Raw genomic sequence first — 23,072 nt, 5'->3', positions numbered from 1 at the left:
ACAGATTGGCGGTTAAGTTGTGAGTGTGAGATCACAGCCGCACGTGCTCGGTATCGTCCTTGCGGGCGGTGAGGGTAAACGCCTGTACCCGCTGACGATGGACCGCGCGAAACCGGCGGTCCCATTCGGTGGCGCCTACCGGCTGATCGACTTCGTCCTGTCCAATCTGGTCAACGCCGGTTACGAACGCATCTGCGTTCTGACGCAATACAAGTCGCATTCACTCGACCGCCACATCTCGCAGACCTGGTGGTCATCGGGATTCCACGGGGAGTACATCACCCCGGTGCCCGCGCAGCAGCGTCTGGGTCCGCGGTGGTACACCGGCAGTGCCGATGCGATCTTCCAGTCGATGAACCTCATCGAGGACGAACAACCGGAGTACATCGTCGTTTTCGGTGCCGACCACGTGTATCGGATGGACCCGTCGCAGATGGTCGAGGCGCATATCGACTCCGGCGCCGACGTCACCGTCGCGGGTATCCGGGTGCCGCGCGCGGAGGCCAGTGCGTTCGGGTGCATCGATGCCGACGAGTCGGGGCTGATCACCCGGTTCCTGGAGAAACCCGCCGATCCGCCGGGCACTCCCGACGACCCCGACGTCACCTTCGCCTCGATGGGCAACTACGTGTTCACCACCGAGGCGCTCGTGGAGGCGATCCGCGCCGACGCGGCCGACTCCGATTCCGATCACGACATGGGCGGCGACATCATCCCGGCCTTCGTGAACCAGCAGCGGGCGTTCGTCTACGACTTCGCCGACAACGAGGTGCCCGGTGCCACCGAACGCGACCGGGGGTACTGGCGTGATGTCGGGACGCTCGACGCGTTCTACGACGCACACATGGACCTCGTGTCGGTGCACCCGGTGTTCAACCTGTACAACCGTCGCTGGCCGATTCGCGGTGAGACACTGCATCTGCCGCCCGCGAAGTTCGTGCAGGGCGGTCACGCCCAGGATTCGGTGGTCGGCGCCGGATGCATCGTGTCGGCCGGATCGGTGAGCACCTCGGTGCTCTCGGCGAACGTGATGATCGAGGACGGTGCCGTCGTGGAGGGCAGTGTGCTGATGCCCGGCGTGCGGGTCGGCAAGGGTGCGGTGGTCCGACGCGCCATCCTCGACAAGAACGTCGTCGTCGGCGAGGGTGAACAACTCGGTACCGACCTCGAGGCCGATCGTCAGCGCTTCGCGGTCAGTGCCGGTGGTGTGGTGACCGTCGGCAAGAACATCCGCGTCTGAGCGCTCCGGGGCGCCGGTCTGCTCAGCGTTCCGGTGTCTCGCTCAGGGTGCGAGGATGCTGCGTCCGAGGGCGACGAGGGTGACGATATCGGTGCCCTCGGTGTCGGCGGGCAACGCCTCGACCGGCCACCACCGCAGATCGAGTGACTCGTCGCTGATCGTGATCGGCGGCAGGCCGCCGTCCGACGTCGGTGGGGCCACCGCGACGAACCGCACGTCGAGGTGTCGCGTCGGCACGCCGAGCGAACAGGTGATCTGATGGGTGTGCAGTTGCGCGAGCCCGGCCAACTCCAGACCGTCGATGCCGGATTCCTCGCGCGCCTCACGCAGCGCGGCGTCGGCGATGGTCGCGTCGTCGGGTTCGCAGTGCCCACCGAGTTGAATCCATTTGCCCACCCGCGGATGCAGGGTCAGCAGTACGTGGTCGGCGCCGGCGTCGAAGACGATCGCCGACGCGGTCAGGTGACCGGGCGGGTAAGCGCGTAGGCAGGCCTGCGCGGCGGCGTCGAGGAAGGCGAGATAGGTGTGCCGCAGTGAGTCCTGTTCCGGCGAGGGCGCCGTCCAGTCCTCGAGCGTCGCCACCGCCGAATCGTGCAGGGATTCGGCGCTCACCGGACGATCAGCCAGTCGTCGGTGGGCGCGCTCCCGCGCAGCCCGGACTCCTGTGCCGGGTGGCCGATGGCGATGGCGCCCAACGGTTCCCAGTCCGCGGGGACCTCGAGGTGGGAGGTCACCACGGGCGCGGCGAAGATGGTCGAACCGACCCAGCAGGAGCCGAGTCCGCGTACCGAGAGGGCGACGAGCAAGGCGGTGACGGCGCCACCTGCGGCGACGGTGAACATGGTGTGCTCGGCGGCGTTGCGACGCTCGTCGGGATAGGTGTGGGCGCCGTCGGGGACCAGAAACGGGATCACCAGTTCCGGGGCGTCGTAGAGGATGCGCCCGCGCGCGACGCGCTTCTCGATCGACTCGGCGGTCTTCTCGTCGGCGCCGAGATCGGCGCGCCAGGCCTCGCCCATCGCATCGAGCAGTCGCGTTCGGCGCGCGGCGTCGCGGACCCACACGAATCGCACCGGGTGGGTGTGGTGCGGAGCGGGTGCGGTGAGCGCGTCTGCGCATGCCGCGGTGATCGATTCCGGGTCGACCGGGGTGTCGGCGAAGGCGCGCACGGACCGCCGCGTCAGCAGTGCCTCCCGGCGGCCCTGCTCGATCGCCTCGGCGGTACCGAGGTGGAACAGGTCCTCGTCGGTGGGCCGGATCAGATCGGCCGCCCGTGACCCGTCGTCGGTGGGCTGCAATCCACGCACCACGGCCACCGGTACGCCCGCGAGTTTGCCCTTCACCAGATCGGCCGCGGCCGCGATCTCGTCGGCGACGGCGATGTCGGTGACCACCAACGGGTTTCCGTGGCTGTCGACGCCACCCTCGTAGGGATGGGTGACCGCGATCCCCGCCGCTCCGATCGCCACGTCGATCTGGCCGGTCCGCCACGCGCGGCCCATCGTGTCGGTGACGATCACCGCCACATCGATGCCCGCGGCCGCGGCGAGGGACGCGCGGAGTTCGGCGGCGCTGCGGTCAGGGTTCTCCGGCAACAGCGCGAGCGCGTCGACCGGAACATTCGACCCGTCGATGCCGGAGGCGGCCTGCACGAGGCCGAGTCGGTTCTCGGTGATCAGTGTGCGGTTGCGGCGCGCGAGTACCCGCACCGATTCCTGCACGACGAGGCGTCGGCGCAGGGCGTCGCGTTCGTCGGGGTCGGTGGGGGCGGGCACCATGCGGCCCTCGGTCTTGGAGAAGACCTTGCTGGTCACCACCAGCACGTCGCCGGACGCCAACCACGGTGCGGCCGTGAGGATCTCGCTGGTGAGGTCGGTGGTCGTGTCGAATTCCGGCAACCCGATCACCGGGCGCACCTCGATGATGCCAGGGGCGCGGTGATCGGTGATCGGAGATGCGCCGTCGCCCGTGGTCATCGATCAGCTCCGGTGGAGTCCGGTCCGGCGATCTCCGGGGTGTCGACGCCGACCAGAGCACACGCCGCGCGCACCATGTGCGCGGTGGCGATCGGGTCGGTCATCAGCAGGGGAGCGGCGCCGATGGAGATGCCCTCGACCGCGGCCTCGTCGCCGTCGGCGATGAGCCACCCGTCGAGGAGCCCGTTGCCGCTGCGCGCGCCGTAGTGTGCCGCGATCGCCTCGGCGGTGGTCTCGACCCCGATCACCGACAGACACTCGTCGGCCATGCCGCGCAGGGGCCGGTTGTCGATGACGGGACTCACGCCGACGACGCGTGCCCCGGTGGTGCGCAACGCGCTGCGTACGCCCGGCACGCTGATCACCGCGCCGATGCTCACCACCGGGTTGCTGGGGGCCAGCAGGACGACGTCGGCGTCGGCGATCGCCTCGATCACCCCTGCAGCGGCGTGCGTGTCGTCCGAACCGACCTGGGCGAAACCGAATGTCGGGATCTTGGCCCGGTGCCGAACCCACCACTCCTGGAAGTGGATCGCCACCTGGGCGCCGTCCTCGCCGCCCGGAGCGGACACCACGACGTGGGTCTCGTGGCGGTCGTCGGTGGCCGGTAACAGCCGCACACCGGGCTGCCAGCGTTTGCACAGTGCGGCGGTGACGTCGGAGAGCCGGTAGCCCGCGTCGAGCATCTGGGTGCGGATGAGATGGGTGGCGAGGTCGCGATCGCCGAGCCCGAACCAGTCCGGATCGGCGCCGTAGGCGGCGAGTTCCTCCTTGGCGTGCCAGGTTTCACCCCTGCGCCCCCACCCGCGCTCGGTGTCGATGCCACCGCCGAGGGTGTACATGCAGGTGTCGAGGTCGGGGCAGATCCGTACCCCGTGCATCCACGCATCGTCACCGACGTTGACGATCGCAGTGATCTCATGGGGGCCAGGGGGAGTTGCCGACTCGTCGCCCGCCGAGTCCTCGGCGGGCGCGGGAAACGGCGTCGGCCCGAACAATTCGCGGACACCCTGCAGGAATCGAGCGCCACCGACGCCACCGACGAGAACGGTCACCTTCACAGCGCTCCACTGTAGTGACCCGACGGCAGCGGCCCGACTCTGGTGACCCCACGACAAGCGGGTGAACCAGAACCGACGACCGACGCGCGCGACCGACACCGACCCGGGTGGCGCCGCGCCCGCGCTTCCGGTAGACCGTACGGGTCGGTGTCCGGGTGCGGCTGAGGTCGCAACCCGGACGTCCGGCCGCGCAGGCGATGTGAGATTCCTGACGAATCATCTTCCCCACGTGTCGCGACTCCGGTTTTCCTCGGCCAGTGGTATTAAGAAGATTTCTCGCTCGGCTTGACCTGAGTGGCCGCCAGCGTGTGTAATCACATCAGTGTCATTTTCGGTTCGAGATCGAGAATCACTGAGAGCTAAGTGTTTTCGATAGAATGTTCGACCGGATGTCGCTTCGGGTCGATGTGGTGCTCGCGTGGTGTGAGTGCGACTCGGAACGCCGGGCACTGGTGAAGATCGAACGACGAACAGGTGGACGGGGTGACGCGGCAGTGACGCCGTGGCGCGAGACAGCAGCAGTACAACGACTTCCCAGGCAGGAGGGGCCGACGATGGCATTCGACAACCCGATCGGCAATCCCCTTGAACCACAAGATCCTTCACACATCACCGGCTCGGACGACGCGTTGTATCGCAGTCTCGGACCGGTGAACGAAACGTTCCTGACCGCACCGCAGGTCGGGGTCTTCGACGCCGAGTCCGACGCCCCGCGACGGCATTTGTCGTTGGTGCCCAACGAGTTCGACGATCTGTTCGACGCGGTGGAGGAGCAGTGGCAGGACCGGGCGCTGTGCGCCCAAACCGATCCCGAGGCGTTCTTCCCGGAGAAGGGTGGATCGACCCGCGAGGCCAAACGCATCTGCTCCGGATGTGAGGTCAAGGCGGAGTGCCTCGAGTACGCGCTCGCCAATGACGAGCGGTTCGGGATCTGGGGCGGCCTCTCCGAGCGCGAGCGCCGCCGCCTCAAGCGCGGCATCATCTGAGCCGCGCCCGGCGAGCGCCGGTCATGGTGATCACCGTGCGGTGATCACCATCGGCGTCGGCCACCGAAACCGGCCACGGTGAGATCTTGACGCAGCGACGCCGTCCCGCCGTGCCGGGTCAGTCGAGTCCCCGGTCGATCGTGTCCTCGTCGACGCCGAGGTGGGTGGCGACCTGCTGCACCAGCACCTCGTGGATCAGTTCGATCAGTTCGGTGTCGCGACGCGCGCGGCTCTCCAGTGGTCTGCGGAACAAGATGATCTTCGCGCGGGTCGGCTGCCCGTGGACGTCGACACCGGCCGGGATGAGCCGCGCGAGCGGGATCGCGCCGTCGGCGGTCACCTCGTCGGGCCATTGGATCGTCTCCGGATCCCGCGGCAACATGCGGGGGATCTCGTCGACGGCGATGTCGAGTCCGGCGAGCTCGTCGTGCCACCGCGCATCGATCTCGGCGAAGGCCTCGATGGCCACCGCGTCGAATTCGTCGGATTTGCTGCGCCAGGCGGGCACGCTCGGCGGCAACAACGGTGTCCGCAATCCACGCCCGCGGCGCTCACGACGCCGAGGGGTACGCGCCGGCCCGGTGCGACCGGCGCGCGGTGGCCGAAAACCATCGAATCGCATGGCGCGAGTGTAGGAGGGCGCCTGCCGAATGTCTCGTGCCGGTGCCTGTCTCGTGTCGGTTGCCCGTCCGCGGTGTCGGTGTCGACGGTTCACGCGTGTCGGGATCACCGGATCGATCCGGGCCGGGCTAACCTCAATGACGTGAAGCTTCCCCGCCAGTGCTGCAGGCCCGGCTGCACCCGTTCCGCGGTGGCTACCCTGACCTTTGTCTATGCGGAGTCGACGGCCGTGATCGGACCCCTCGCCAGCTCGGCCGAACCGCATTCCTGGGATCTGTGCGACGAGCATGCGCGCCGGATCACCGTGCCCCGCGGCTGGGAGATGCTGCGCAGTGAACGGGGTTTCTCGGCGCCGTTGGCCGAGGACTACGAGCTGACCGCCCTTGCCGAGGCCGTGCGCGAGGCCAGCTCCGGAGGACGTGCCGGGCGGGTTGCCGCGGACATGTCCCATCCCGATCCGATCGATGCGTTCGACGACATGCGTCCGGGGCGCCACCGCGCGCCCACCCGCGACGCACATCCCGCCGATCCCGGGCCGCGTGGTGGTGCCACCAAACCGCGCCCGGGCCGGCGCGGCCACCTCCGGGTCCTGCCCGACCCCGTCGACTGACCGCTCGCCTCGAGTGCCCACCGATGGCTCGTGCACTCCGGCGCACCGAACCGCCGACGGCCGCCCGTCATCGGGTCGCGCGCTGTGTGGGCGCCGTGCCGAACGGCTGACTACTGTAGGGGTCATGCGAACCGGTGCCCCCGATCTCGACGACGTCGACGACCTGATCGCGGCCGACACCGAGGGACTCCTGCACGCGGCCGCACTCGCCGGGGCGCAGGTGCGCTCGGTCGCCGAGGCCGTGCGTGAGGGTGTCGCCGAGCCGCTCTCGGAGTTGCGTCCCCGCAGTGTGGTCATCGTGTGCGCCCCGGGTGGTCCGGCCGCCGGCGCCACCGCGATGGTGTGTGCGATGCTCGCCACGCGGGTCGACGTCCCCATCGTGTGTACCTCGGCGTTGCCCGGTTGGATCGGTCCGCTCGACGTCGTCGTTCTCGCCGGTATCGATGGCGGTGACATGACTCTCGCCGACGCCGCAGCGCGGTCGTTGCGCCGTCGCGCCGAGGTCGTGATCAGTGCACCCATCGAAGGTCCGTTACGGGATGCATTGGGGGGCAATGGGATCGACTTTTCGCCTCGGGTGGACGTCGATCCCCGGTTTCGCTTCCCCGGCTTCGTGGCAGTGTTGCTCGCGGTGTTCACCGCGCTCACCCAGGTCCGGTTCACCGGATCCGCACCCACGGTGTCCGACCTCGCCGACGCGCTCGACTCCGAGGCTGCCGCCGATCATCCCGCGCGCGAGACCTTCCACAACCAGGCCAAGATCCTCGCCGCTCGGCTCGGCGAGGGGCCGGTGATGTGGACCGGTGACTCACCCGCGACACTCGCGGTGGCCGATCGAGCCGCCGCGGTGCTCTTCGCGGTTTCTGGAAGTCGGTGCGCGACAGCCGATCTCGCCGACATTTCACGTGTCTCGCGAGACATCTGGTCGGTCGCCGAGGCCGGGTCGGCCGCCGACTCCCTGTTCTACGACCCGCAGATCGACGGGCCGCGCGGCGATGGCCCACCGCGGGTGATGGTGGCCACCACCGCCGCCCGCGAGTGGGACACGCGTCGTCGCATCGGCGCCCTGGCGTCGACGGAGGTCCTCGTCGGAGCCGACGCCGATGCGCAGGTCCCGCCCGTGGTCGGTGGTGACCCCGCCGAACCGGCCGACGCCCCCGGCGATCTCACGTCCCTGTTGGTGTTGATGTTGCGTATCGAAATGGCAGCGGTGTACCTGCGACTGATCGGAGCCGAGCAAGGATGAAGGTCATCGAGGGAGTCGTCCGCCCGTATGCGTGGGGGTCGCGTACCGCGATCGCCTCGCTGCGTGGCAAACCGGTACCGTCACCGCACCCCGAGGCCGAGTTGTGGTTCGGCGCTCACAGCGCCGGTCCGGCGTGCGTCGTCGAGGACGACGGGACGACGATCGGCGCCGATCTGCTCTCGGTGATCGAGTCCGATCGGACCGCCGCCCTCGGTGCGCCGACCGTCGAGCGGTTCTCCGGTCGGCTGCCGTTCTTGCTCAAGGTCCTCGCCGCCGACGAACCGCTGTCGCTGCAGGCGCATCCCTCGTCCGACCAGGCCGGTGAGGGTTTCGCGCGGGAGAACGCCCAAGGGCTCGCCCTCGACGCGCGTGACCGCAATTACCGCGATCCGTGGCACAAACCGGAGTTGGTGGTCGCGCTCACCGAGTTCGATGCTCTCGCGGGTTTCCGCGACCCGGCGGTCACCGTCGAGTTGCTGCGCGAGCTGCAGGTCAGCGAACTCGATCCGTTCCTGGGAATGCTGGTGGGCCAACCGGATTCACACGGTCTGCGCGCGTTGTTCACCACCTGGCTCACCCTGCCGGAGGCCACGATCCAACGGGTGACGCCCGCTGTGCTCTCCGCTGCGGTGCGCGTGCTCGAATCGGGTGAGAGCGGGTTCGGCGACGAACTGCGGACCCTGCTCGAACTCGGCGAGATGTATCCCAACGATCCCGGGGTGCTGGGTTCGCTCCTGCTCAACCGGGTGCGACTGCAACCCGGTGAGGGTCTGTACCTGCCGGCCGGCAACCTGCACGCCTACCTCGACGGCACCGGGGTGGAGATCATGGCCAACTCCGACAACGTGTTGCGCGGCGGGTTGACGTCCAAACACATCGACGTGCCCGAACTGTTGCGGGTCCTCGATTTCACGCCGGTCGACGTGCCCGACCTGATCCCGGCGATCCGCACCGTCGGCGCCGAACGCATCTATCTCACCCCGGCACCCGAATTCCGGCTGTCCCGTGTGGAACTCGACGGCACCGGGATGACGCAGCCGTCATCGATCAGTTTCGACATGCCGGGCCCGCAGATCCTCGCGGTGCTGTCCGGCACCATCGAGGTCCGTCCGGCCGGGGGTGCACCGCTGGCGGTGACCGCGGGCCGGGCGGCCTGGCTGACCGACGCCGATCCCGACGTGGTGGTCCGCGCGGCGTCGGCGCGTGCGGTGTTCTTCCGCGCGCTGGTGCCGATCCACGGGTGATCGGGGTTATCCGCGTCCGGCGGGCACCGGCTCGTTGCGCGCGGCCTCTCCGATCATCGCCCACTCCTCGGGTAACGCGACCATGGTCACCGTCGTCCGGGCGGTCGCGGTGACCACCGAAATCTGTTGGGGCACACGCGGATTCTGGATGAGTGAGATCGTCGCGGCCGATCCGGGACGGCGCGTGCCGTCGTCGACGACGAAACGCGTGACGCCCGGCGGTGGGGGACCGGCCGGCGGGTCGATCCCGTCGTAGAGATCCACCCGGACCCCGCGGGGCGCGTTGTCGGCGAGTGCGACATGCAGCATCGGGGGATCGGCGACGGCGGCGACGAGGTGGTGCCAGCGCTGCGCGGAGGCCGTGTGGAGCACCACCGGAGCCCCGATCGCAACCGTGCGCAGGACGGTTTGGGCGATCATCGCAAACGAGCCCGAGAGGACGACCACCTCGACGCCCGGACCGACGAGCGGCAACGCGACCGCGTGACCGCTCCGATCGGCGCCGAGGAGTTGTCCGCAGCCGCCGGCGGGGAGCGCGAGGTGCTCGACGAGTCGTGCGGCACGTGCGCCTTCGGCCGCGGGTAGCGCGCGTGCGAGCCGCGAGGGCGATGCCACCGGGAGTGAGGTGGTGAACGCATCGAACTGGCGGCCGAGCAACCGCATGGTGCCGGCCGGGTCACCGCTGTTCGGGCCGCTGCCGTTCGGCCCATCGTCGGCCGGGCGACCGTCGAGACGGACCAGTGCGGCGACCCGCAGACGACCATCGGTGCCTCGTCCGAGACGCATCGTCAGCGTCGTCGCGGCGCTCGGCTGCGACCAGATGTCGGCAGCCACCCGCGGGAGTTCGTCCGGATCGACGGCGAGCGACCGCGTGGTCAGTCGGGAGCCGCGCAACCCGTCCCACTCCTCGGTCAGCTCGTCGAGCTCGTGGCCGGCGGTGAGATGGTCGGTGACCGCGGTCATCTCGGCCGCCGAGAGCGCGGTGACGGCCAGCCCCCGTTCGGTCAGCCGGCGGGCGACCCGCTTGGTGGTGATCGTCGCCGCCCGGAGTGCACCTTCGGCGCCACCGCCACGCCGGGCGACGGCGTCGGGACAGTCCCGGGGATCGAGTCGCAGGATCACGAACACGTTCCGGTGGGCGGTGGCCGACAGGCGCCCCAGGGTCCGCAGATAGGTCGACGCCGCAGGGCCCCGACCGCGGAGTCGGGTCCCGTGGCTCACCACGTCGATCGAGGCGAGTGGGATGTCGAACGGATCGATGCACTCGGCGAGAACGTCAAGGGGGACATGCGCTTCGGCGGTCCCCGAACCGACGCCGGCCGGCGCGCCGAGCCGGGTCAGCACGGGTGTGCCGGGGTGGACCCGCAGCGCGGTGATCAGGGTGTCGCCGGCCCAGCGGGCGCCGATCGGCGCCTCGTCGACGTCGGCGACGCGTGATCCCACGACCGTTCGGGTCGGAATGTCGAACGGTGCGGGGGCGACGTCGTCGGTGCGCCGACGCAGACGCGCCCAGGCGAAGGCGCATCGGCGACCGATGCGCTGCAGGGGCGAGGTGTGCTCGCGCCACGGGATCATCATGAGTGCCGCCACCGCGGCGATCGCCAGTGCCGGCCCGCCCAGGTGGGCGCCCCTCACGGCCCAGATCATCAGACCCAGGGCCAGCAGCACCTCGACGAGCACCACGCACCGCACCGGGGATGGACCTGCGGCCCGCCGATGCGCTCGCGGCTGCGCGCCCACCCCATTCTGTCCGGAACCCGTCCGTCCCGGCCTGTTCGATGCCACCTGTGCCCCCTGTTCGACCTGTCTCCCCCGACGTATCGGTGCACGACCCGTCGCCCCGGACGAGGTGTGCGCAAACGACCTCTGCGCATCGGGCCGAGCCGATCCGCGTGTATCGGTTAGGGTACTACCCAAATCGCGCAAATCGCCGCGAAGACGGATCGGTGACTCGGTAGTCCACAGGGGGAACCGAATGGACATGGGGTGCGTCCAATCGGGTATCAACACCGTCGTGTGCGAAGGGAGGGAATCGCATGGCGCGGCAACTCACCACGAAGGCTCAGGTCAACGGCTACCGGTTTCTGCTGAGCAGACTCGAGCACGCTCTGGTCCGCCGCGACGCCCGGATGCTGCACGATCCGATGCGCTCGCAGATGCGCGCTCTGGTACTCGGAACGGTGCTGGCGCTGCTGGCGTTGGCCGGCTTCGGGATCTGGGGTCTGGTGAAACCACAGGGCAGTGTGGGCAAGTCGGCGATCCTGGTGAGCAAGAACAGCGGCGGCCTCTTCGTCGTGATCGACGAGACCTTGCATCCCGTTCTCAATCTCGCCTCGGCGCGCCTGATCGTCGGCGACGCCGCCGCTCCGACGTCGGTCAGCGACCGCAAGTTGGCGGACTATCCGCGCGGTGCGCTGCTGGGTATCCCGGGAGCGCCTGCCGGGTTACCCGGATCGGCACACCCCGGGACCTCGACGTGGAGCGTGTGCGACCGGATCGACGACCGACAACTCGCGGGCCGGCCGGATGGGCCGCATGCGGTGCGGCTGGCGGTGATCGGGGAGAGGCCGGCGCTCGGTGACCGATTCCGCACGGCCGCACCAGAAGACGCGGTACTGGCCTCCGACGGCCGTTCGACCTTCCTGCTGTATACGGTCCGGCGTGGGGACCGGCCGGTGCCCGTGCGCGCCGAGGTCGACACCGCGGACCCGGCGGTCATGCGGGCCTTCGGACTCGAGGGGGCCACGGCGCGCACGGTCAGTACCGGGTTGCTCAACTCGGTGCCGGAGGTGGCGCCGCTGCGGGTCCCCGACCTCGCTGCCGGCACGGCGGCGCCGGTGATCTCGGCGCCGGGTGTACGGATCGGGTCGGTGGTGCGCACGGTCGGGATCGACGGTGCCGCACACTATTACGCGGTGCTCGCCGACGCGGTGCAGCCCGTCGGAGCGGCCACCGCCGAGATGTTGCGGCTCGCCGAAGACGGTGGTGCCGCGGAGGTGATGACGGTGGCACCGGCCGTCGTCAATGCGGTGCCGCACACCGCCACCGCGTTGCCGGTCGGCGAGTTTCCGTCTCGTCCACCGCATCTGGTGGACGTGCCGGCGGCCCCGACGCTGTGTACGACGTGGGCCCGAGGTGCCGACGACCCGCGTGCAACCACGACGATGCTCCTCGGCCGCGGATTACCGATCGAGTCGTCGCAGCGACCGGTCACGTTGACCAGTGCCGATGGCAGCGGCCCCGGCATCGACGAGGTCTTCCTTCGCCCGGGGTCGGGTGAGTACCTCCGCGTCACCGGCAACGAGCCGGACAGCACCCGGTCCGAATCGCTGTTCTACCTGAATGATTCGGGCATTCGATTCGGCGTCGCGGATCTGGCCACCGGCCGGATCCTGGGTCTCGGTGACGCTCCTGCGCTCGCACCGTGGTCGGTGGTCTCACTGCTCACCCCGGGACCGACGCTGTCGCGCCACGATGCGCTCGTCGCGCATGATGCCATCGCTGCCGACCCCGCCGGCGCGCCGGTCGCCGTGCCGGCCGGTTAGGGCGCGCCGCCCGAGCAGGGTGTCCGACCGGGCCGATCGGGATCGTGGCACACCCCACTCGTCAGACCGGGGTCACCGGACCGCCCATGATGTTGCCGACGATCCCACGGATGATGTTGGTGCCGTCCTCTTCTCGCAGTTCGCGATACCACTGCGCGGTCTTCTCCGGGTCCTTGGCATGGGTGACGTCGCAGCGTTTGCGTGCCCGCAGCACGAGTTCGCCTGCGCGCTCGGTGCGCGCCGCCTGGTAGGCGGCGAGCGCTGCGGGTACGTCGTCGGGATGGTCGCGGAACGCGTACTGCAGTGCGACGGCGTCCTCCATCGCCGAGCAACCGCCCTGTCCGATGTCGGGGGTGGTGTTGTGTGCGGCGTCGCCGAGCACCGCGACCCGGCCCTTGACCCAGGTGTGGAAGGGGTCGAGGTCGAGGATCTCGACGCGATTGGTCGTCGCCGGGTCGAGGGCGGCGATCAGCGTCTGTACGCCGGGCGCCCAGTCGGCGAACTCGGCGGCGAGAACCTTTCTGGCACTTCCCCGTTCGTACGGCGCACCCTCGGGCATCGGGACGTCGAAGAAGAAATAGAACCGGCCACCGGCCACCGGCATCACCGACACCCGGCGACCGTCGCCGACGTAGGTGGTCCACTCGGTGGCGGGCCCGATCGCCTCGTCGATCTCCACGAGTCCGTTGAAGTTCACGTATCCCGCATAGCGGCGGGTGACGGGTCCGCCCAGCACGTATTCGCGGGTCAGCGATTTGGCGCCGTCGGCGCCGATGACCAGATCCGCGGTGACAGTGGTGCCGTCAGCGAACTCGACTGTGGCACTGTCTGATCCGTCGCCACTGTCTGATCCGTCGCTCACCGAGATCATCTTTTTGCCGAAGTGTATGTCGTCGATCCCGTAGGCCTTCATCAGCATCAGTTGCAGCTCGGCGCGCGCCACCGGGTAGGGCCGCTGGCCCACCTCGTCGATGAGCGGCTGCATCGAGAAGCGGCACATGGTGTCGCCGGTCTTCGCCTCGACATAGCTCATCGTCTCGACGATGCCGCCGAGCTCGGCGACCTCCCGCTCGAGTCCGAGATGATTGAGGCATTTGACACCGTTGGACCACACCGAGATCGCCGCTCCGACCGGCTTGTTCTCGGTGACCTGCTCGTACACCTCGACCTCGATGCCGAGTTGTTTGAGCGCGATCGCCGCACTCAGTCCACCCATACCGGCCCCGATGATGACAGCCTTCACAACACTTCCTTCCCGCAGAACCACTACAGGCTAAGGGGATCGGGGCGCTCGCGCGCGTCGAGGATGCTGCCCGTCGATGGTCTCCGGGGGAGAAACCGTGGCCGTCGCCGGTGTGGTCAGCGGGCGGCGCAGCCCGCCGCGAGGGTCCGCACCATGCGTTCCCATTGATCGGTGATGGTGGCGACGTCGAGTCCCACGGTGTCGGTGAGGTGTTGCACCGACGATGCAGCCAGCGGTGCCTGCACCGCGATGGCCACGGTGTGGACGTCGTCGCCGAAACCCAACTGGCGCAGCAGGATCTGCACGTGCTGGGTGGAAGCGCGCCAGACCGGATGCTTCATGAACTCGCCGCTGTCGGCGCCGGCCTCGAGGAGGATGTCGAGATGATCCACGGTCATCTTCAGCCGCGCCCGCCCGTAGGCGAGCAGGCGGTCGAGGGGTGGTGCCCCGGGGCCGAGGGGTTCGGGACCGGAGAGGTAGGCCTGCTGGAGCTCGGATTCGGAGTGGTCGAGCAGGGCGTGCATCAACCCGGTCCGGCTGCCGAAGCGACGGAACACCGTTCCCTTGCCGACGCCTGCGGCTGCCGCGACGGCATCCATCGTCACCGCCGCGGCACCGCGGGTGTCGATGAGCGTCTGCGCTGCGGCGAGCAGTAGGCGGCGATTGCGCGCGGCGTCGGCGCGTTCGGGTTCGCCGGTGCCGGACAGGCGCAGAGACAGCGCGTTGTGCTCTGACTCGGACACGTGATGTACCTAACTCTCGACGTCATGCAGAAATATTCGGACCGTGGTCCGGTTGATTCTATCAACTGATACTCGAGTGCAGGAGGAGATGTCGTGTCCGATTCGACCGTTCATGTGGTGGCGCTGGTGGGGAGTCTGCGCAAGGACTCGATCAATCGTCGGTTGGCCTTGGCCGCTGTCGACAATGCGCCGGAAGGCGTGTCGGTGACCCTGGTCGACGGCCTCGAGCAACTGCCGTTCTACAACGAGGACCTCGATTCCGCGAACGGACCGGTGGCCGGCGATGTCGATCCCGCGGTGGCGCGGCTACGCGCGCAGGTGGGTGCGGCCGATGCGGTTCTGCTGGCCACGCCCGAATACAACGGCTCCACTCCGGCCGTACTGAAGAACGCCATCGACTGGCTGTCGCGGCCCTACGGCAATGGTGCGCTGAAGGACAAGCCGGTCGGCGTCATCGGAGCTGCGCTGGGCCGCTACGCGGGCACCTGGTCGCGTGAGGACACCCGCAAGTCGGTCGGTATCGCCGGTGGGCGCGTCGTGGAAGAAGTGGACTTCGGAATCCAGACGGCCGGACTCGACGACGGTGCGCTGCCCGCCGACGTCGTCGATGGTGTGGGTGCTGCCGTGCGCGTGCTGGCCGATCAGGTGCCCGCCCGCGTCTGACCACCACGCCACGGTTCGCGGTGACCTGCGAGCCGTGAGCAGGTGGTCGTGGGGGCGCGCAAACGCGACACGCCCGGCGGCACCGCAACACGCCGGGATTCGCGATTCTGCATGCGTCGCGACCTGCGAGTTTCATGAATGTGATTCACAACTTCTTGGGGTGCTCTGAAATGTCAGGCACTAGGTGTAGTGTTCTCAACACCAGCAGGGCCGAGATGCACAGAGGCGTCAGCGGCCGCGGGTGAAGGCCAGATGCGGTGACCTGCGTCACGTTCTTCACGCTGGAAAACCGAACCGACCGCCACCCATCCGACGAGCATCTGCCGATCATCACGTGACCCGAGGAGCGTTCATCAATGGCCATCACCGTCTACACCAAGCCGGCCTGTGTGCAGTGCAATGCCACCTACAAGGCGCTCGACAAGCATGGGCTGTCCTATGAGGTCGTCGACATCAGCACCGACGACGAGGCCCGTGACTACGTGATGGCCCTGGGTTACCTGCAGGCGCCGGTGGTCGTGGTCGGCGATGACCACTGGTCGGGATTCCGTCCCGACCGCATCAAGGCGCTCGCCGCCAACGCTGCCTGAGCCCGCCGCGCTCGTTCGATCCGGAGGGGAAGTCGGGATCGAACCGCCGGCGGGTCGACGTGCAGCCACGTGCGCGGTTGCCTGCCCCGTGCGATCCACCGGGGCAGGCAACCGGACCACGAAATTCCGCATGTGATCGCGGTGTTCAACCAGATACGGCCCTTGATCGGATAGCCGTTGACCGAATACAACGTTCATCAGACTCGGTAGGGGTGAGACAGATGACGGGCACCGCGCCATTGGTCGTCTACTTTTCCTCCGTGTCGGAGAACACCCACCGTTTCGTCTGCAAGCTGGGACTGCGGTCGGTACGGATTCCCGTCGCCGATCGGCTCAGCATCGAATCGTTCCGAGTCGACGAACCGTTCGTGCTCATCTGCCCGACCTACGGCGGCGGCAGGTCATCGACCGCGATCGGCGGAGGATTCGTTCCCAAGCAGGTCATCAAGTTCCTCAACAACCCCGACAACCGATCGTGGATTCGCGCGGTGATCGCCGCGGGTAACACGAACTTCGGTGAGGAGTTCTGCCTCGCCGGGGACATCATCTCGCGCAAGTGTCACGTGCCCTACCTGTATCGGTTCGAGCTGATGGGCACCGACCACGACGTCTCGCGGGTTCGGGAGGGTCTCGTCGAGTTCGCGGCGACTCCTGCCTTCGAGCGCCCGGACTTGTCCGACCCTCTCACTACAGTGACGCGGTAGTCGTTTCATCGTCGAAGCCGCACACGCCGACCCCCATCCTGATCAGTCCTTCACGCCCGTCCGCACACCCCGAAAGCACAGGAGTTCTCGTGTCGCCCACCGCATCCGTCTCCGACGTGACCACCGACACCACCACCTCGGCCAGCAAGTCGGGTGTGCACGCCTCGCCGGCGGGTCACGACCCGGGAGAGCTCGACTACCACGCCCTCAACGCGATGCTCAACCTGTACGACCGCGACGGCAGGATCCAGTTCGAGAAGGACCGCGAGGCCGCGCACCAGTACTTCCTGCAGCACGTCAACCAGAACACCGTCTTCTTCCACGACCTCGACGAGAAGCTCGATTATCTCGTCGAGGAGAACTACTACGAGCCCGAGGTCCTCGCCCGGTACGACCGGGAGTTCGTCAAACTCCTCTTCGGGCACGCCTACGGCAAGAAGTTCCGCTTCCCGACCTTCCTCGGAGCGTTCAAGTACTACACGAGCTACACCCTCAAGACCTTTGACGGCAAGCGTTATCTCGAGCGGTTCGAGGATCGCGTCTGCATGGTCGCGCTGACGCTGGCCGACGGTGACACCGCGCTGGCCCGTAATCTCGTCGACGAGATCATGGAGGGTCGCTTCCAGCCGGCCACGCCGACCTTCCTCAACTCCGGTAAGAAGCAGCGCGGCGAGCCGGTCAGTTGCTTCCTTCTTCGTATCGAAGACAACATGGAATCCATTGGGCGGTCGATCAATTCGGCTCTGCAGCTGTCCAAGCGCGGCGGTGGGGTGGCGTTGCTGCTGTCCAACATCCGTGAGCACGGTGCGCCGATCAAGAAGATCGAGAACCAGTCCTCGGGTGTCATTCCGATCATGAAGCTGCTCGAGGATTCGTTCTCCTACGCCAATCAGCTCGGTGCCCGTCAGGGGGCCGGTGCGGTGTATCTGCACGCCCACCACCCCGACATCTACCGCTTCCTCGACACCAAGCGGGAGAACGCGGATGAGAAGATCCGCATCAAGACGCTGAGCCTCGGCGTGGTGATCCCCGACATCACCTTCCAGCTCGCCAAGAACAACGACGACATGTACCTGTTCAGCCCGTACGACGTCGAGCGTGTCTACGGGGTGCCGTTCGCCGACGTCAACGTGACCGACAAGTACCACGAAATGGTCGAGGACAAGCGGATTCGCAAGACCAAGATCAAGGCGCGCGAGTTCTTCCAGACCCTCGCCGAGCTGCAGTTCGAGTCGGGTTACCCCTACATCATGTTCGAGGACACGGTGAACCGGGCCAATCCGATCGACGGCAAGATCACCCACTCCAACCTGTGCTCGGAGATCCTGCAGGTCTCGACGCCCTCGACGTTCAACGATGACCTCTCCTATGCGCAGGTGGGCAAGGACATCTCGTGCAACCTCGGGTCGCTCAACATCGCCAAGACCATGGACTCGCCCGACATCGGGCAGACCATCGAGACCGCGATCCGTGGGTTGACCGCCGTCAGCGACCAGACCTCGATCACCTCGGTGCCGTCGATCGAGCACGGCAACAACGAGTCCCACGCGATCGGTCTCGGGCAGATGAACCTGCACGGCTACCTTGCCCGTGAGCGCATCTTCTACGGCAGCGACGAGGGCATCGACTTCACCAACATCTACTTCTACACCGTCCTCTATCATGCGCTGCGCGCATCGAATGCCATTGCGCGCGAACGGGGTAAGGCGTTCGCCGGGTTCGAGCGCTCGAAGTACGCCAGCGGTGAGTTCTTCGACAAGTACACCGATCAGGAGTGGCTGCCGAAGACCGATCGGGTGGCGGAGTTGTTCGCGCAGGCCGAGATCACCATCCCGACCCGCGAGGACTGGCGTGAACTCAAGGCCGCGGTGCAGCGTGATGGCATCTACAACCAGAACCTGCAGGCGGTCCCGCCGACCGGCTCGATCAGCTACATCAATCACTCGACGAGTTCGATCCACCCGGTGGCGGCCAAGATCGAGATCCGCAAGGAAGGCAAGATCGGTCGCGTCTACTACCCGGCGCCCTACATGTCCAACGACAACCTCGAGTACTACCAGGACGCCTACGAGATCGGCTACGAGAAGATCATCGACACCTACGCCGCGGCGACCCAGCACGTCGACCAGGGGTTGAGCCTGACGCTGTTCTTCAAGGACACCGCGACCACCCGCGACGTCAACAAGGCGCAGATCTACGCGTGGCGCAAGGGAATCAAGACCCTCTACTACATCCGGTTGCGCCAGATGGCCCTCGAGGGGACCGAAGTGGAAAACTGCGTCAGCTGCATGTTGTGAGCCTCGGGCGACGATGAGTCCGACTCCTGCGATGGGCTTCGAGCAATGGATGGCGGCGATCACCACCCACGGTGCGATGATCGCCGCCACCAGCACCGCCGATCTCGGTGTGCCGGTACCGAGTTGTCCCGAGTGGACGGCCGCCGACCTGATCTGCCATGTCGGCGCCGTGCACCGGTGGGCGACCGCACGGATCGTCGGCGACGATTCGGTGCGGTCCTACGCCGACTTCCCGGCTCCTCCGGCCGACGAGCTGACCGACTGGTATCGAGCCGGGCTCCGCGGGCTCGTCGAGGCTCTCGGTACCCGGGATCCCGACACGGCGGCACCGACCTTCGTCGGCGAGCGCACCGTCGGGTGGTGGGCGCGTAGGCAGGCGCACGAACTCACCGTTCACCGATGGGATCTGGAGTCCGCGATTCGACCGGGCACGCAGCAGGTGGTCGACGCCGAGTTCTCCGCCGACGGGATCGAGGAGTGGCTCGATGTCTTCGCTCCCCGATTCCTGTCCCGGTCCGGCGGCGTCCCGCAGCACCTGCATAGAGCGACACTGCATCTCCACACCCATGACGAGCCGGTCGGCGAATGGCTGGTCGAGCTGTCCGCGGACGGGCTGACGTGGTCGCGAGAGCACATGAAAGCCGATGTGGCGCTGCGTGGTTCGGCTTTCGACTTGTTGCTCACGCTCTGGCATCGCCGACCACTGTCGGCCGTCGACACGGTTGGGGACGCCGGCGTCGCCGCCGAACTGCTCGACCTCATCCACGTCACCTGACCGCCACCGCTACCGTAGAACCCGCATCCGCATCCATGAGGAGATGATCATCATGACCGCAGGCACCCACAGCCCGGCCGACGGCGCACCCATCAAGCTGGTGAGCCGCGTCTCTGCGATCAACTGGAACCGCGTCCCCGACGAGAAGGACGCCGAGGTGTGGGATCGCCTCACCGGCAACTTCTGGTTGCCGGAGAAGGTGCCGGTGTCCAACGACATCCCGTCGTGGAACACGCTCACCGAGTACGAGAAGCAGCTGACGATGCGGGTGTTCACCGGTCTGACGCTGCTCGACACCATTCAGGGCACCGTCGGCGCGGTCTCGCTCATCCCGGATGCGTCCACCCCGCACGAAGAGGCGGTGCTCACCAACATCGCGTTCATGGAGTCGGTGCACGCCAAGAGCTACAGCTCGATCTTCTCCACGCTGTGCTCGACCAAGGAGATCGACGAGGCGTTCCGCTGGTCGGAGGAAAACGAGCACCTGCAGCGCAAGGCCCAGATCGTCATGGATTACTACCGTGGCGAGGACCCGCTCAAGCGCAAGGTGGCCTCGACCCTGCTCGAGTCATTCCTCTTCTACTCCGGCTTCTACCTGCCGATGTACTGGTCCTCGCGCGCCAAGCTCACCAACACCGCCGACCTCATCCGCCTGATCATCCGCGACGAGGCGGTGCACGGCTACTACATCGGCTACAAGTACCAGCGGGGTCTGGAGGTGCAGACCGCCGAGCGTCGTCAGGAACTCAAGGACTACACCTTCGAGTTGCTCTTCGAGCTCTATGACAACGAGTCCGATTACACCGAGGCGCTCTACGACGAGGTCGGCCTGACCGAGGACGTCAAGAAGTTCTTGCGCTACAACGCGAACAAGGCGTTGATGAACCTCGGCTACGAGGCGATGTTCCCGAAGGACGAGACCGACGTGAACCCGGCGATCCTGTCGGCGCTTTCACCCAACGCCGACGAGAACCATGACTTCTTCTCCGGCTCCGGTAGCTCGTACGTCATCGGCAAGGCGGTCAACACCGAGGACGAGGACTGGGACTTCTGAGGTAGGAGCACGCGCCCGACCGGGTGCAGCGGGGGCGACGAAGGCGAATGATCCGGGGGGATTGTCATGAGTGACGACAAGATCGACTACCGCAAGATCGATGACCGCAAGGGCTCGGTCGCACCTGCGTCGGTGAGCGTCGTGGGCGCCGCACCGAAGAGCTGGACCGCGTTTTGGGTATGTGGGGGATCGGCGTGGCGGCATTCGTGGCCGTCGCGATCTGTGCGGCCGCGCATGCTGCGGCCGGCGTGATCTTCTTCGGCATCTTTGGTGTGGGCTGGAGCGGTCTGGTTCTGCTGACCCTGTGGGGAGCACGATCGGTGATCGGCAGACCTCAGGTCACCGCAGGGCCGGACGGGATCTGGGCGCCGGCCTTTCAGCTGCCCTGGGATCAGATCCGTGCCCTGGATTTCGTCAGCGGCGGAACCAGCTACGGAAAGATCGATCCGCATCAGACGCACGCGGCACGGCGACGGGAGACGTCGCTTGTCGTCACCTCGCGCGCGGCGAACAAGAACGGGCGACCCCTGCAGTACGGAACGACGCTGCATCACTTCAACTCGGAGAACTTCGACGAGTTCCGCAGTGCAGTAAGGGCTTTGGCGCCGCACGTCGAATTCTGGACCACGCTGAACGTCAGCGATTACGTCGTTGACCCCACCGCACAGCAGGAGCTTGCCCGGCAGTTGGCTGCGACCGGACGGGTCGCCGTGACCACGCGGCGCGGTAAGGAGAAGATGTACTTCGACCGAAACGGAGTCGGCGCCGACGACAAGTTCGTGCCGTGGACAGCGGTCAGCGGTGTCATCGCGGTCATCGATCTGCACACGACCAGCGGCAGCTCCGGAATGGGAAAGAGTACGTCGCGGACACCGAAGCTCGTGGTCGTCACGAATATGGTGGACCAGAAGGGACGAGAGCTGCGGCTCCGACCCACCTACGAGGCGAGCTATCAGCCGCCCGTCGAGCATCTCCTGCCGCTGCTGCGACAACTCGCACCGCATGTGCAGATCGCCGACCAACGCGCCGTCAAGTGAGCGTCCCTTCGTACTCGGCGCCCGCGGTCGGCTAGCATGGTCGCCATGTCGATCACCGAAAGGGGCGCTGCGCCTCACCTGAGCTGATGGCCGGCGTTCGCGTCCGCAGGGCGGACGAACTCCGACGTTCCCGACGAGCCCGCTCCCATTCCTGTTGGGGCCACCTCATTCTGGCGCCGCTGTGGGCCCAGCACGGAGCCAACCTGGGCACCCTGCTGCGCACCTGTGATGCGGTGGGCGCCTGTATGGCGGTGCCACCGCACGACTGGGTGGGTCCGGCCCTGCGACGAGGCAACACCGTTCCGGGTCGCTCATGTATCCATCGCACCGGCAACCCGGTCCGGTGGCTCGAGCGTGAGCGCGATGCCGGCGCTCACCTCATCGGCGTCGAATTGGCCGAGGGCGCAACGCGTCTGGCCGACCTACCGATCGCTCGGCGACGTACCGTGGTGGTACTCGGGCACGAACGCACGGGTATCCCCGAGTCCGTCCTCGACGTGCTCGACGACGTCGTCGAGATACCGATGGTGGGACGCGGGGCGAGCTTGAACGTTGCGGTGTCCGGGTCGCTCGTCGCCTACAAGCTCGCGGGATTGGTGTGAGACCGACCTCAGGGTTCGACGATCCGGTCGTAGAGATCGCCCAACTCGTCGACGGCTTCGGCGATGTCGCCGGGGGCGACCCCGGAGGCCCGCAATGCCGTGCGCAGCGCGGTGCCGTCGAGGTCGGTCAGGGGATTCATCCGCGGCGGCGATGGGAGTGGGGGAGCGGTCGCGCCGGTGCCGTAGAAATCGATTCGCGGTGGCGCGGAATCATTCTCGTCGCCGTTCCGATCTCCGTCACCCTGCGGGGAGGAGTCTCGGGCGGGTCCGAGTTCCTCGATCGCGTCGAGCAACTCCGGCAGCGACGTCCCCATCACCGACAGCAGAGTGGTGGGGCTCCGGTCGATCTCGACGGCCACCTCGTACATCGTCGACAGGACGTGGATGCAGCGTCCGGAGTCGTCGGGGCACGTGCACACCCCGACGATATCGGCGCTCTCGGTGGGCAACACCAGTTCACCAACGGTACGCGGCTGCTCACCACGCGCGAGCGACATCACCTCGGTCACACCGTCGGCGGCGCGCAGCAGCGTCGCCACCGTCGCGGTGTCGACGGTGCGGATCTCGATCGTCACCTCGAACGGCTCGAGCTGACTGCCCTCGACCGACGAGGTGACCCGACCCGCGCCGATCGTCAACCGATGCACGTGCCGATCGCGGAAGTACCTGCGCGCCTTGGTGATCTTGCGGCTGTCTACTGCCGCATCGGTGCCGTCGCCGGCGAATCGGCCTTCGGTCACATCGACCAACGCACGCGACCACGGAGTCAGCGCATACCCGCGCACCGGGACCGTACCGCGACGTGCACTCATCGGCGTGCACTCATCTGGGCGCC

23 protein-coding genes are annotated in these 23,072 nt (G+C 67.4%); 15 read left to right on the top strand and 8 right to left on the bottom strand.

The window, feature by feature from the left end; all coding sequences use genetic code 11:
- The first annotated feature begins 25 nt into the window (after positions 1 to 25).
- On the top strand, positions 26 to 1,240 hold the full coding sequence (glgC, locus tag GOPIP_RS00995; RefSeq protein WP_026919995.1) for a glucose-1-phosphate adenylyltransferase: 1,215 nt from the start codon (positions 26 to 28) through the stop codon (positions 1,238 to 1,240).
- 42 nt (positions 1,241 to 1,282) lie between these two features.
- On the opposite strand, the gene GOPIP_RS00990 is transcribed toward glgC, so the two are convergent.
- Genes GOPIP_RS00990 through cofD form a run of 3 tightly spaced genes read right to left on the bottom strand, consistent with a single transcriptional unit; the run spans position 1,283 to position 4,277 of the window.
- Positions 1,283 to 1,852, bottom strand: a complete 570-nt coding sequence (locus GOPIP_RS00990) for an NUDIX hydrolase (RefSeq protein ID WP_006367621.1) — start codon at positions 1,850 to 1,852, stop codon at positions 1,283 to 1,285.
- Positions 1,849 to 3,216: a coenzyme F420-0:L-glutamate ligase gene (locus GOPIP_RS00985; RefSeq protein WP_006367620.1), complete on the bottom strand. Its 1,368-nt coding sequence runs from the start codon at positions 3,214 to 3,216 to the stop codon at positions 1,849 to 1,851. The genes GOPIP_RS00990 and GOPIP_RS00985 overlap by 4 nt, the downstream gene beginning before the upstream one ends.
- Positions 3,213 to 4,277: a 2-phospho-L-lactate transferase gene (gene cofD, locus GOPIP_RS00980; protein ID WP_170320159.1), complete on the bottom strand. Its 1,065-nt coding sequence runs from the start codon at positions 4,275 to 4,277 to the stop codon at positions 3,213 to 3,215. Before cofD ends, GOPIP_RS00985 begins: the two co-directional genes overlap by 4 nt.
- Positions 4,278 to 4,999: 722 nt before the next feature.
- Here cofD and GOPIP_RS28960 point away from each other — a divergent pair.
- Positions 5,000 to 5,263, top strand: coding sequence for a WhiB family transcriptional regulator (locus GOPIP_RS28960; RefSeq protein WP_170320161.1), 264 nt, complete (start codon positions 5,000 to 5,002; stop codon positions 5,261 to 5,263).
- 118 nt (positions 5,264 to 5,381) lie between these two features.
- Here GOPIP_RS28960 and GOPIP_RS00970 read toward each other — a convergent pair whose 3' ends face one another.
- Complete coding sequence (locus GOPIP_RS00970; RefSeq protein ID WP_050955222.1) at positions 5,382 to 5,885, bottom strand: metallopeptidase family protein; 504 nt, start codon at positions 5,883 to 5,885, stop codon at positions 5,382 to 5,384.
- Between the two features lie 141 nt (positions 5,886 to 6,026).
- Here GOPIP_RS00970 and GOPIP_RS00965 point away from each other — a divergent pair, with 141 nt between their 5' ends.
- From GOPIP_RS00965 to manA, 3 genes are all read left to right on the top strand, one after another.
- Positions 6,027 to 6,494: a DUF3499 domain-containing protein gene (locus tag GOPIP_RS00965; RefSeq protein WP_081482465.1), complete on the top strand. Its 468-nt coding sequence runs from the start codon at positions 6,027 to 6,029 to the stop codon at positions 6,492 to 6,494.
- Positions 6,495 to 6,618: 124 nt separating this feature from the next.
- Positions 6,619 to 7,740, top strand: coding sequence for a hypothetical protein (locus tag GOPIP_RS00960; protein WP_014360597.1), 1,122 nt, complete (start codon positions 6,619 to 6,621; stop codon positions 7,738 to 7,740).
- Positions 7,737 to 8,984, top strand: coding sequence for a mannose-6-phosphate isomerase, class I (gene manA, locus GOPIP_RS00955; protein WP_006367614.1), 1,248 nt, complete (start codon positions 7,737 to 7,739; stop codon positions 8,982 to 8,984). The genes GOPIP_RS00960 and manA overlap by 4 nt, the downstream gene beginning before the upstream one ends.
- A gap of 6 nt (positions 8,985 to 8,990) precedes the next feature.
- Here manA and eccE read toward each other — a convergent pair whose 3' ends face one another.
- A complete protein-coding gene (gene eccE / locus GOPIP_RS00950) occupies positions 8,991 to 10,667 on the bottom strand; it encodes a type VII secretion protein EccE (RefSeq protein ID WP_035726807.1) in 1,677 nt (558 codons plus the stop codon).
- Between the two features lie 353 nt (positions 10,668 to 11,020).
- Here eccE and eccB point away from each other — a divergent pair, with 353 nt between their 5' ends.
- A complete protein-coding gene (eccB, locus tag GOPIP_RS00945) occupies positions 11,021 to 12,529 on the top strand; it encodes a type VII secretion protein EccB (RefSeq protein ID WP_006367612.1) in 1,509 nt (502 codons plus the stop codon).
- 61 nt (positions 12,530 to 12,590) lie between these two features.
- Here the strand turns inward: eccB and hpxO are convergent, their stop codons facing one another.
- Positions 12,591 to 13,772, bottom strand: coding sequence for an FAD-dependent urate hydroxylase HpxO (gene hpxO, locus GOPIP_RS00940; protein WP_006367611.1), 1,182 nt, complete (start codon positions 13,770 to 13,772; stop codon positions 12,591 to 12,593).
- A gap of 116 nt (positions 13,773 to 13,888) precedes the next feature.
- Entirely contained in the window at positions 13,889 to 14,515 is a 627-nt protein-coding gene (locus tag GOPIP_RS00935; protein WP_006367610.1) for a TetR/AcrR family transcriptional regulator, read from the bottom strand.
- A gap of 93 nt (positions 14,516 to 14,608) precedes the next feature.
- Between GOPIP_RS00935 and GOPIP_RS00930 the strand changes: the two genes are divergently transcribed.
- The 9 genes from GOPIP_RS00930 (at position 14,609) to GOPIP_RS00895 (ending at position 22,237) form a co-directional block, all read left to right on the top strand.
- Positions 14,609 to 15,178 carry an NAD(P)H-dependent oxidoreductase gene (locus GOPIP_RS00930; RefSeq protein ID WP_006367609.1) on the top strand — a complete coding sequence of 190 codons (570 nt, stop codon included), beginning with the start codon at positions 14,609 to 14,611 and terminating at the stop codon, positions 15,176 to 15,178.
- A 356-nt stretch (positions 15,179 to 15,534) separates the two neighbouring features.
- Positions 15,535 to 15,768 carry a redoxin NrdH gene (locus tag GOPIP_RS00925; protein WP_006367608.1) on the top strand — a complete coding sequence of 78 codons (234 nt, stop codon included), beginning with the start codon at positions 15,535 to 15,537 and terminating at the stop codon, positions 15,766 to 15,768.
- 221 nt (positions 15,769 to 15,989) lie between these two features.
- Positions 15,990 to 16,472 (top strand): class Ib ribonucleoside-diphosphate reductase assembly flavoprotein NrdI, encoded by a 483-nt coding sequence (gene nrdI, locus GOPIP_RS00920; protein ID WP_006367606.1) that lies wholly within the window; start codon positions 15,990 to 15,992, stop codon positions 16,470 to 16,472.
- A gap of 89 nt (positions 16,473 to 16,561) precedes the next feature.
- On the top strand, positions 16,562 to 18,769 hold the full coding sequence (gene nrdE / locus GOPIP_RS00915; RefSeq protein WP_006367605.1) for a class 1b ribonucleoside-diphosphate reductase subunit alpha: 2,208 nt from the start codon (positions 16,562 to 16,564) through the stop codon (positions 18,767 to 18,769).
- Between the two features lie 13 nt (positions 18,770 to 18,782).
- Entirely contained in the window at positions 18,783 to 19,544 is a 762-nt protein-coding gene (locus GOPIP_RS00910; protein WP_240523961.1) for a maleylpyruvate isomerase family mycothiol-dependent enzyme, read from the top strand.
- A 52-nt stretch (positions 19,545 to 19,596) separates the two neighbouring features.
- Positions 19,597 to 20,598, top strand: a complete 1,002-nt coding sequence (gene nrdF, locus GOPIP_RS00905; protein WP_006367603.1) for a class 1b ribonucleoside-diphosphate reductase subunit beta — start codon at positions 19,597 to 19,599, stop codon at positions 20,596 to 20,598.
- A 66-nt stretch (positions 20,599 to 20,664) separates the two neighbouring features.
- Positions 20,665 to 20,850 (top strand): hypothetical protein, encoded by a 186-nt coding sequence (locus GOPIP_RS29305; protein WP_006367602.1) that lies wholly within the window; start codon positions 20,665 to 20,667, stop codon positions 20,848 to 20,850.
- Positions 20,793 to 21,635 carry a hypothetical protein gene (locus GOPIP_RS00900; protein ID WP_244421096.1) on the top strand — a complete coding sequence of 281 codons (843 nt, stop codon included), beginning with the start codon at positions 20,793 to 20,795 and terminating at the stop codon, positions 21,633 to 21,635. The genes GOPIP_RS29305 and GOPIP_RS00900 overlap by 58 nt, the downstream gene beginning before the upstream one ends.
- A gap of 86 nt (positions 21,636 to 21,721) precedes the next feature.
- Positions 21,722 to 22,237, top strand: a complete 516-nt coding sequence (locus tag GOPIP_RS00895) for a TrmH family RNA methyltransferase (protein WP_006367600.1) — start codon at positions 21,722 to 21,724, stop codon at positions 22,235 to 22,237.
- A gap of 8 nt (positions 22,238 to 22,245) precedes the next feature.
- Here the strand turns inward: GOPIP_RS00895 and GOPIP_RS00890 are convergent, their stop codons facing one another.
- Complete coding sequence (locus GOPIP_RS00890; protein WP_006367599.1) at positions 22,246 to 23,049, bottom strand: hypothetical protein; 804 nt, start codon at positions 23,047 to 23,049, stop codon at positions 22,246 to 22,248.
- Positions 23,050 to 23,072: the final 23 nt, after the last annotated feature.

The sequence above is a fragment of the Gordonia polyisoprenivorans NBRC 16320 = JCM 10675 genome (genome assembly GCF_000241325.1).
In the GTDB taxonomy this organism is placed as follows: Bacteria; Actinomycetota; Actinomycetes; order Mycobacteriales; family Mycobacteriaceae; genus Gordonia; species Gordonia polyisoprenivorans.
This window is presented reverse-complemented; position numbering and strand designations above follow the sequence as displayed.

Excerpts from the sequence above, each read along its gene's own strand:
- GOPIP_RS00985 (WP_006367620.1), bottom strand. The coding sequence starts at position 3,216 with ATGACCACGGGCGACGGCGCATCTCCGATCACCGATCACCGCGCCCCT.
- GOPIP_RS00970 (WP_050955222.1), bottom strand. The coding sequence starts at position 5,885 with ATGCGATTCGATGGTTTTCGGCCACCGCGCGCCGGTCGCACCGGGCCG.
- GOPIP_RS00960 (WP_014360597.1), top strand. The coding sequence starts at position 6,619 with ATGCGAACCGGTGCCCCCGATCTCGACGACGTCGACGACCTGATCGCG.
- manA (WP_006367614.1), top strand. The coding sequence starts at position 7,737 with ATGAAGGTCATCGAGGGAGTCGTCCGCCCGTATGCGTGGGGGTCGCGT.
- eccB (WP_006367612.1), top strand. The coding sequence starts at position 11,021 with ATGGCGCGGCAACTCACCACGAAGGCTCAGGTCAACGGCTACCGGTTT.
- GOPIP_RS00925 (WP_006367608.1), top strand. The coding sequence starts at position 15,535 with ATGGCCATCACCGTCTACACCAAGCCGGCCTGTGTGCAGTGCAATGCC.
- nrdI (WP_006367606.1), top strand. The coding sequence starts at position 15,990 with ATGACGGGCACCGCGCCATTGGTCGTCTACTTTTCCTCCGTGTCGGAG.
- GOPIP_RS00910 (WP_240523961.1), top strand. The coding sequence starts at position 18,783 with ATGAGTCCGACTCCTGCGATGGGCTTCGAGCAATGGATGGCGGCGATC.
- nrdF (WP_006367603.1), top strand. The coding sequence starts at position 19,597 with ATGACCGCAGGCACCCACAGCCCGGCCGACGGCGCACCCATCAAGCTG.
- GOPIP_RS29305 (WP_006367602.1), top strand. The coding sequence starts at position 20,665 with ATGAGTGACGACAAGATCGACTACCGCAAGATCGATGACCGCAAGGGC.
- GOPIP_RS00895 (WP_006367600.1), top strand. The coding sequence starts at position 21,722 with ATGGCCGGCGTTCGCGTCCGCAGGGCGGACGAACTCCGACGTTCCCGA.
- GOPIP_RS00890 (WP_006367599.1), bottom strand. The coding sequence starts at position 23,049 with ATGAGTGCACGTCGCGGTACGGTCCCGGTGCGCGGGTATGCGCTGACT.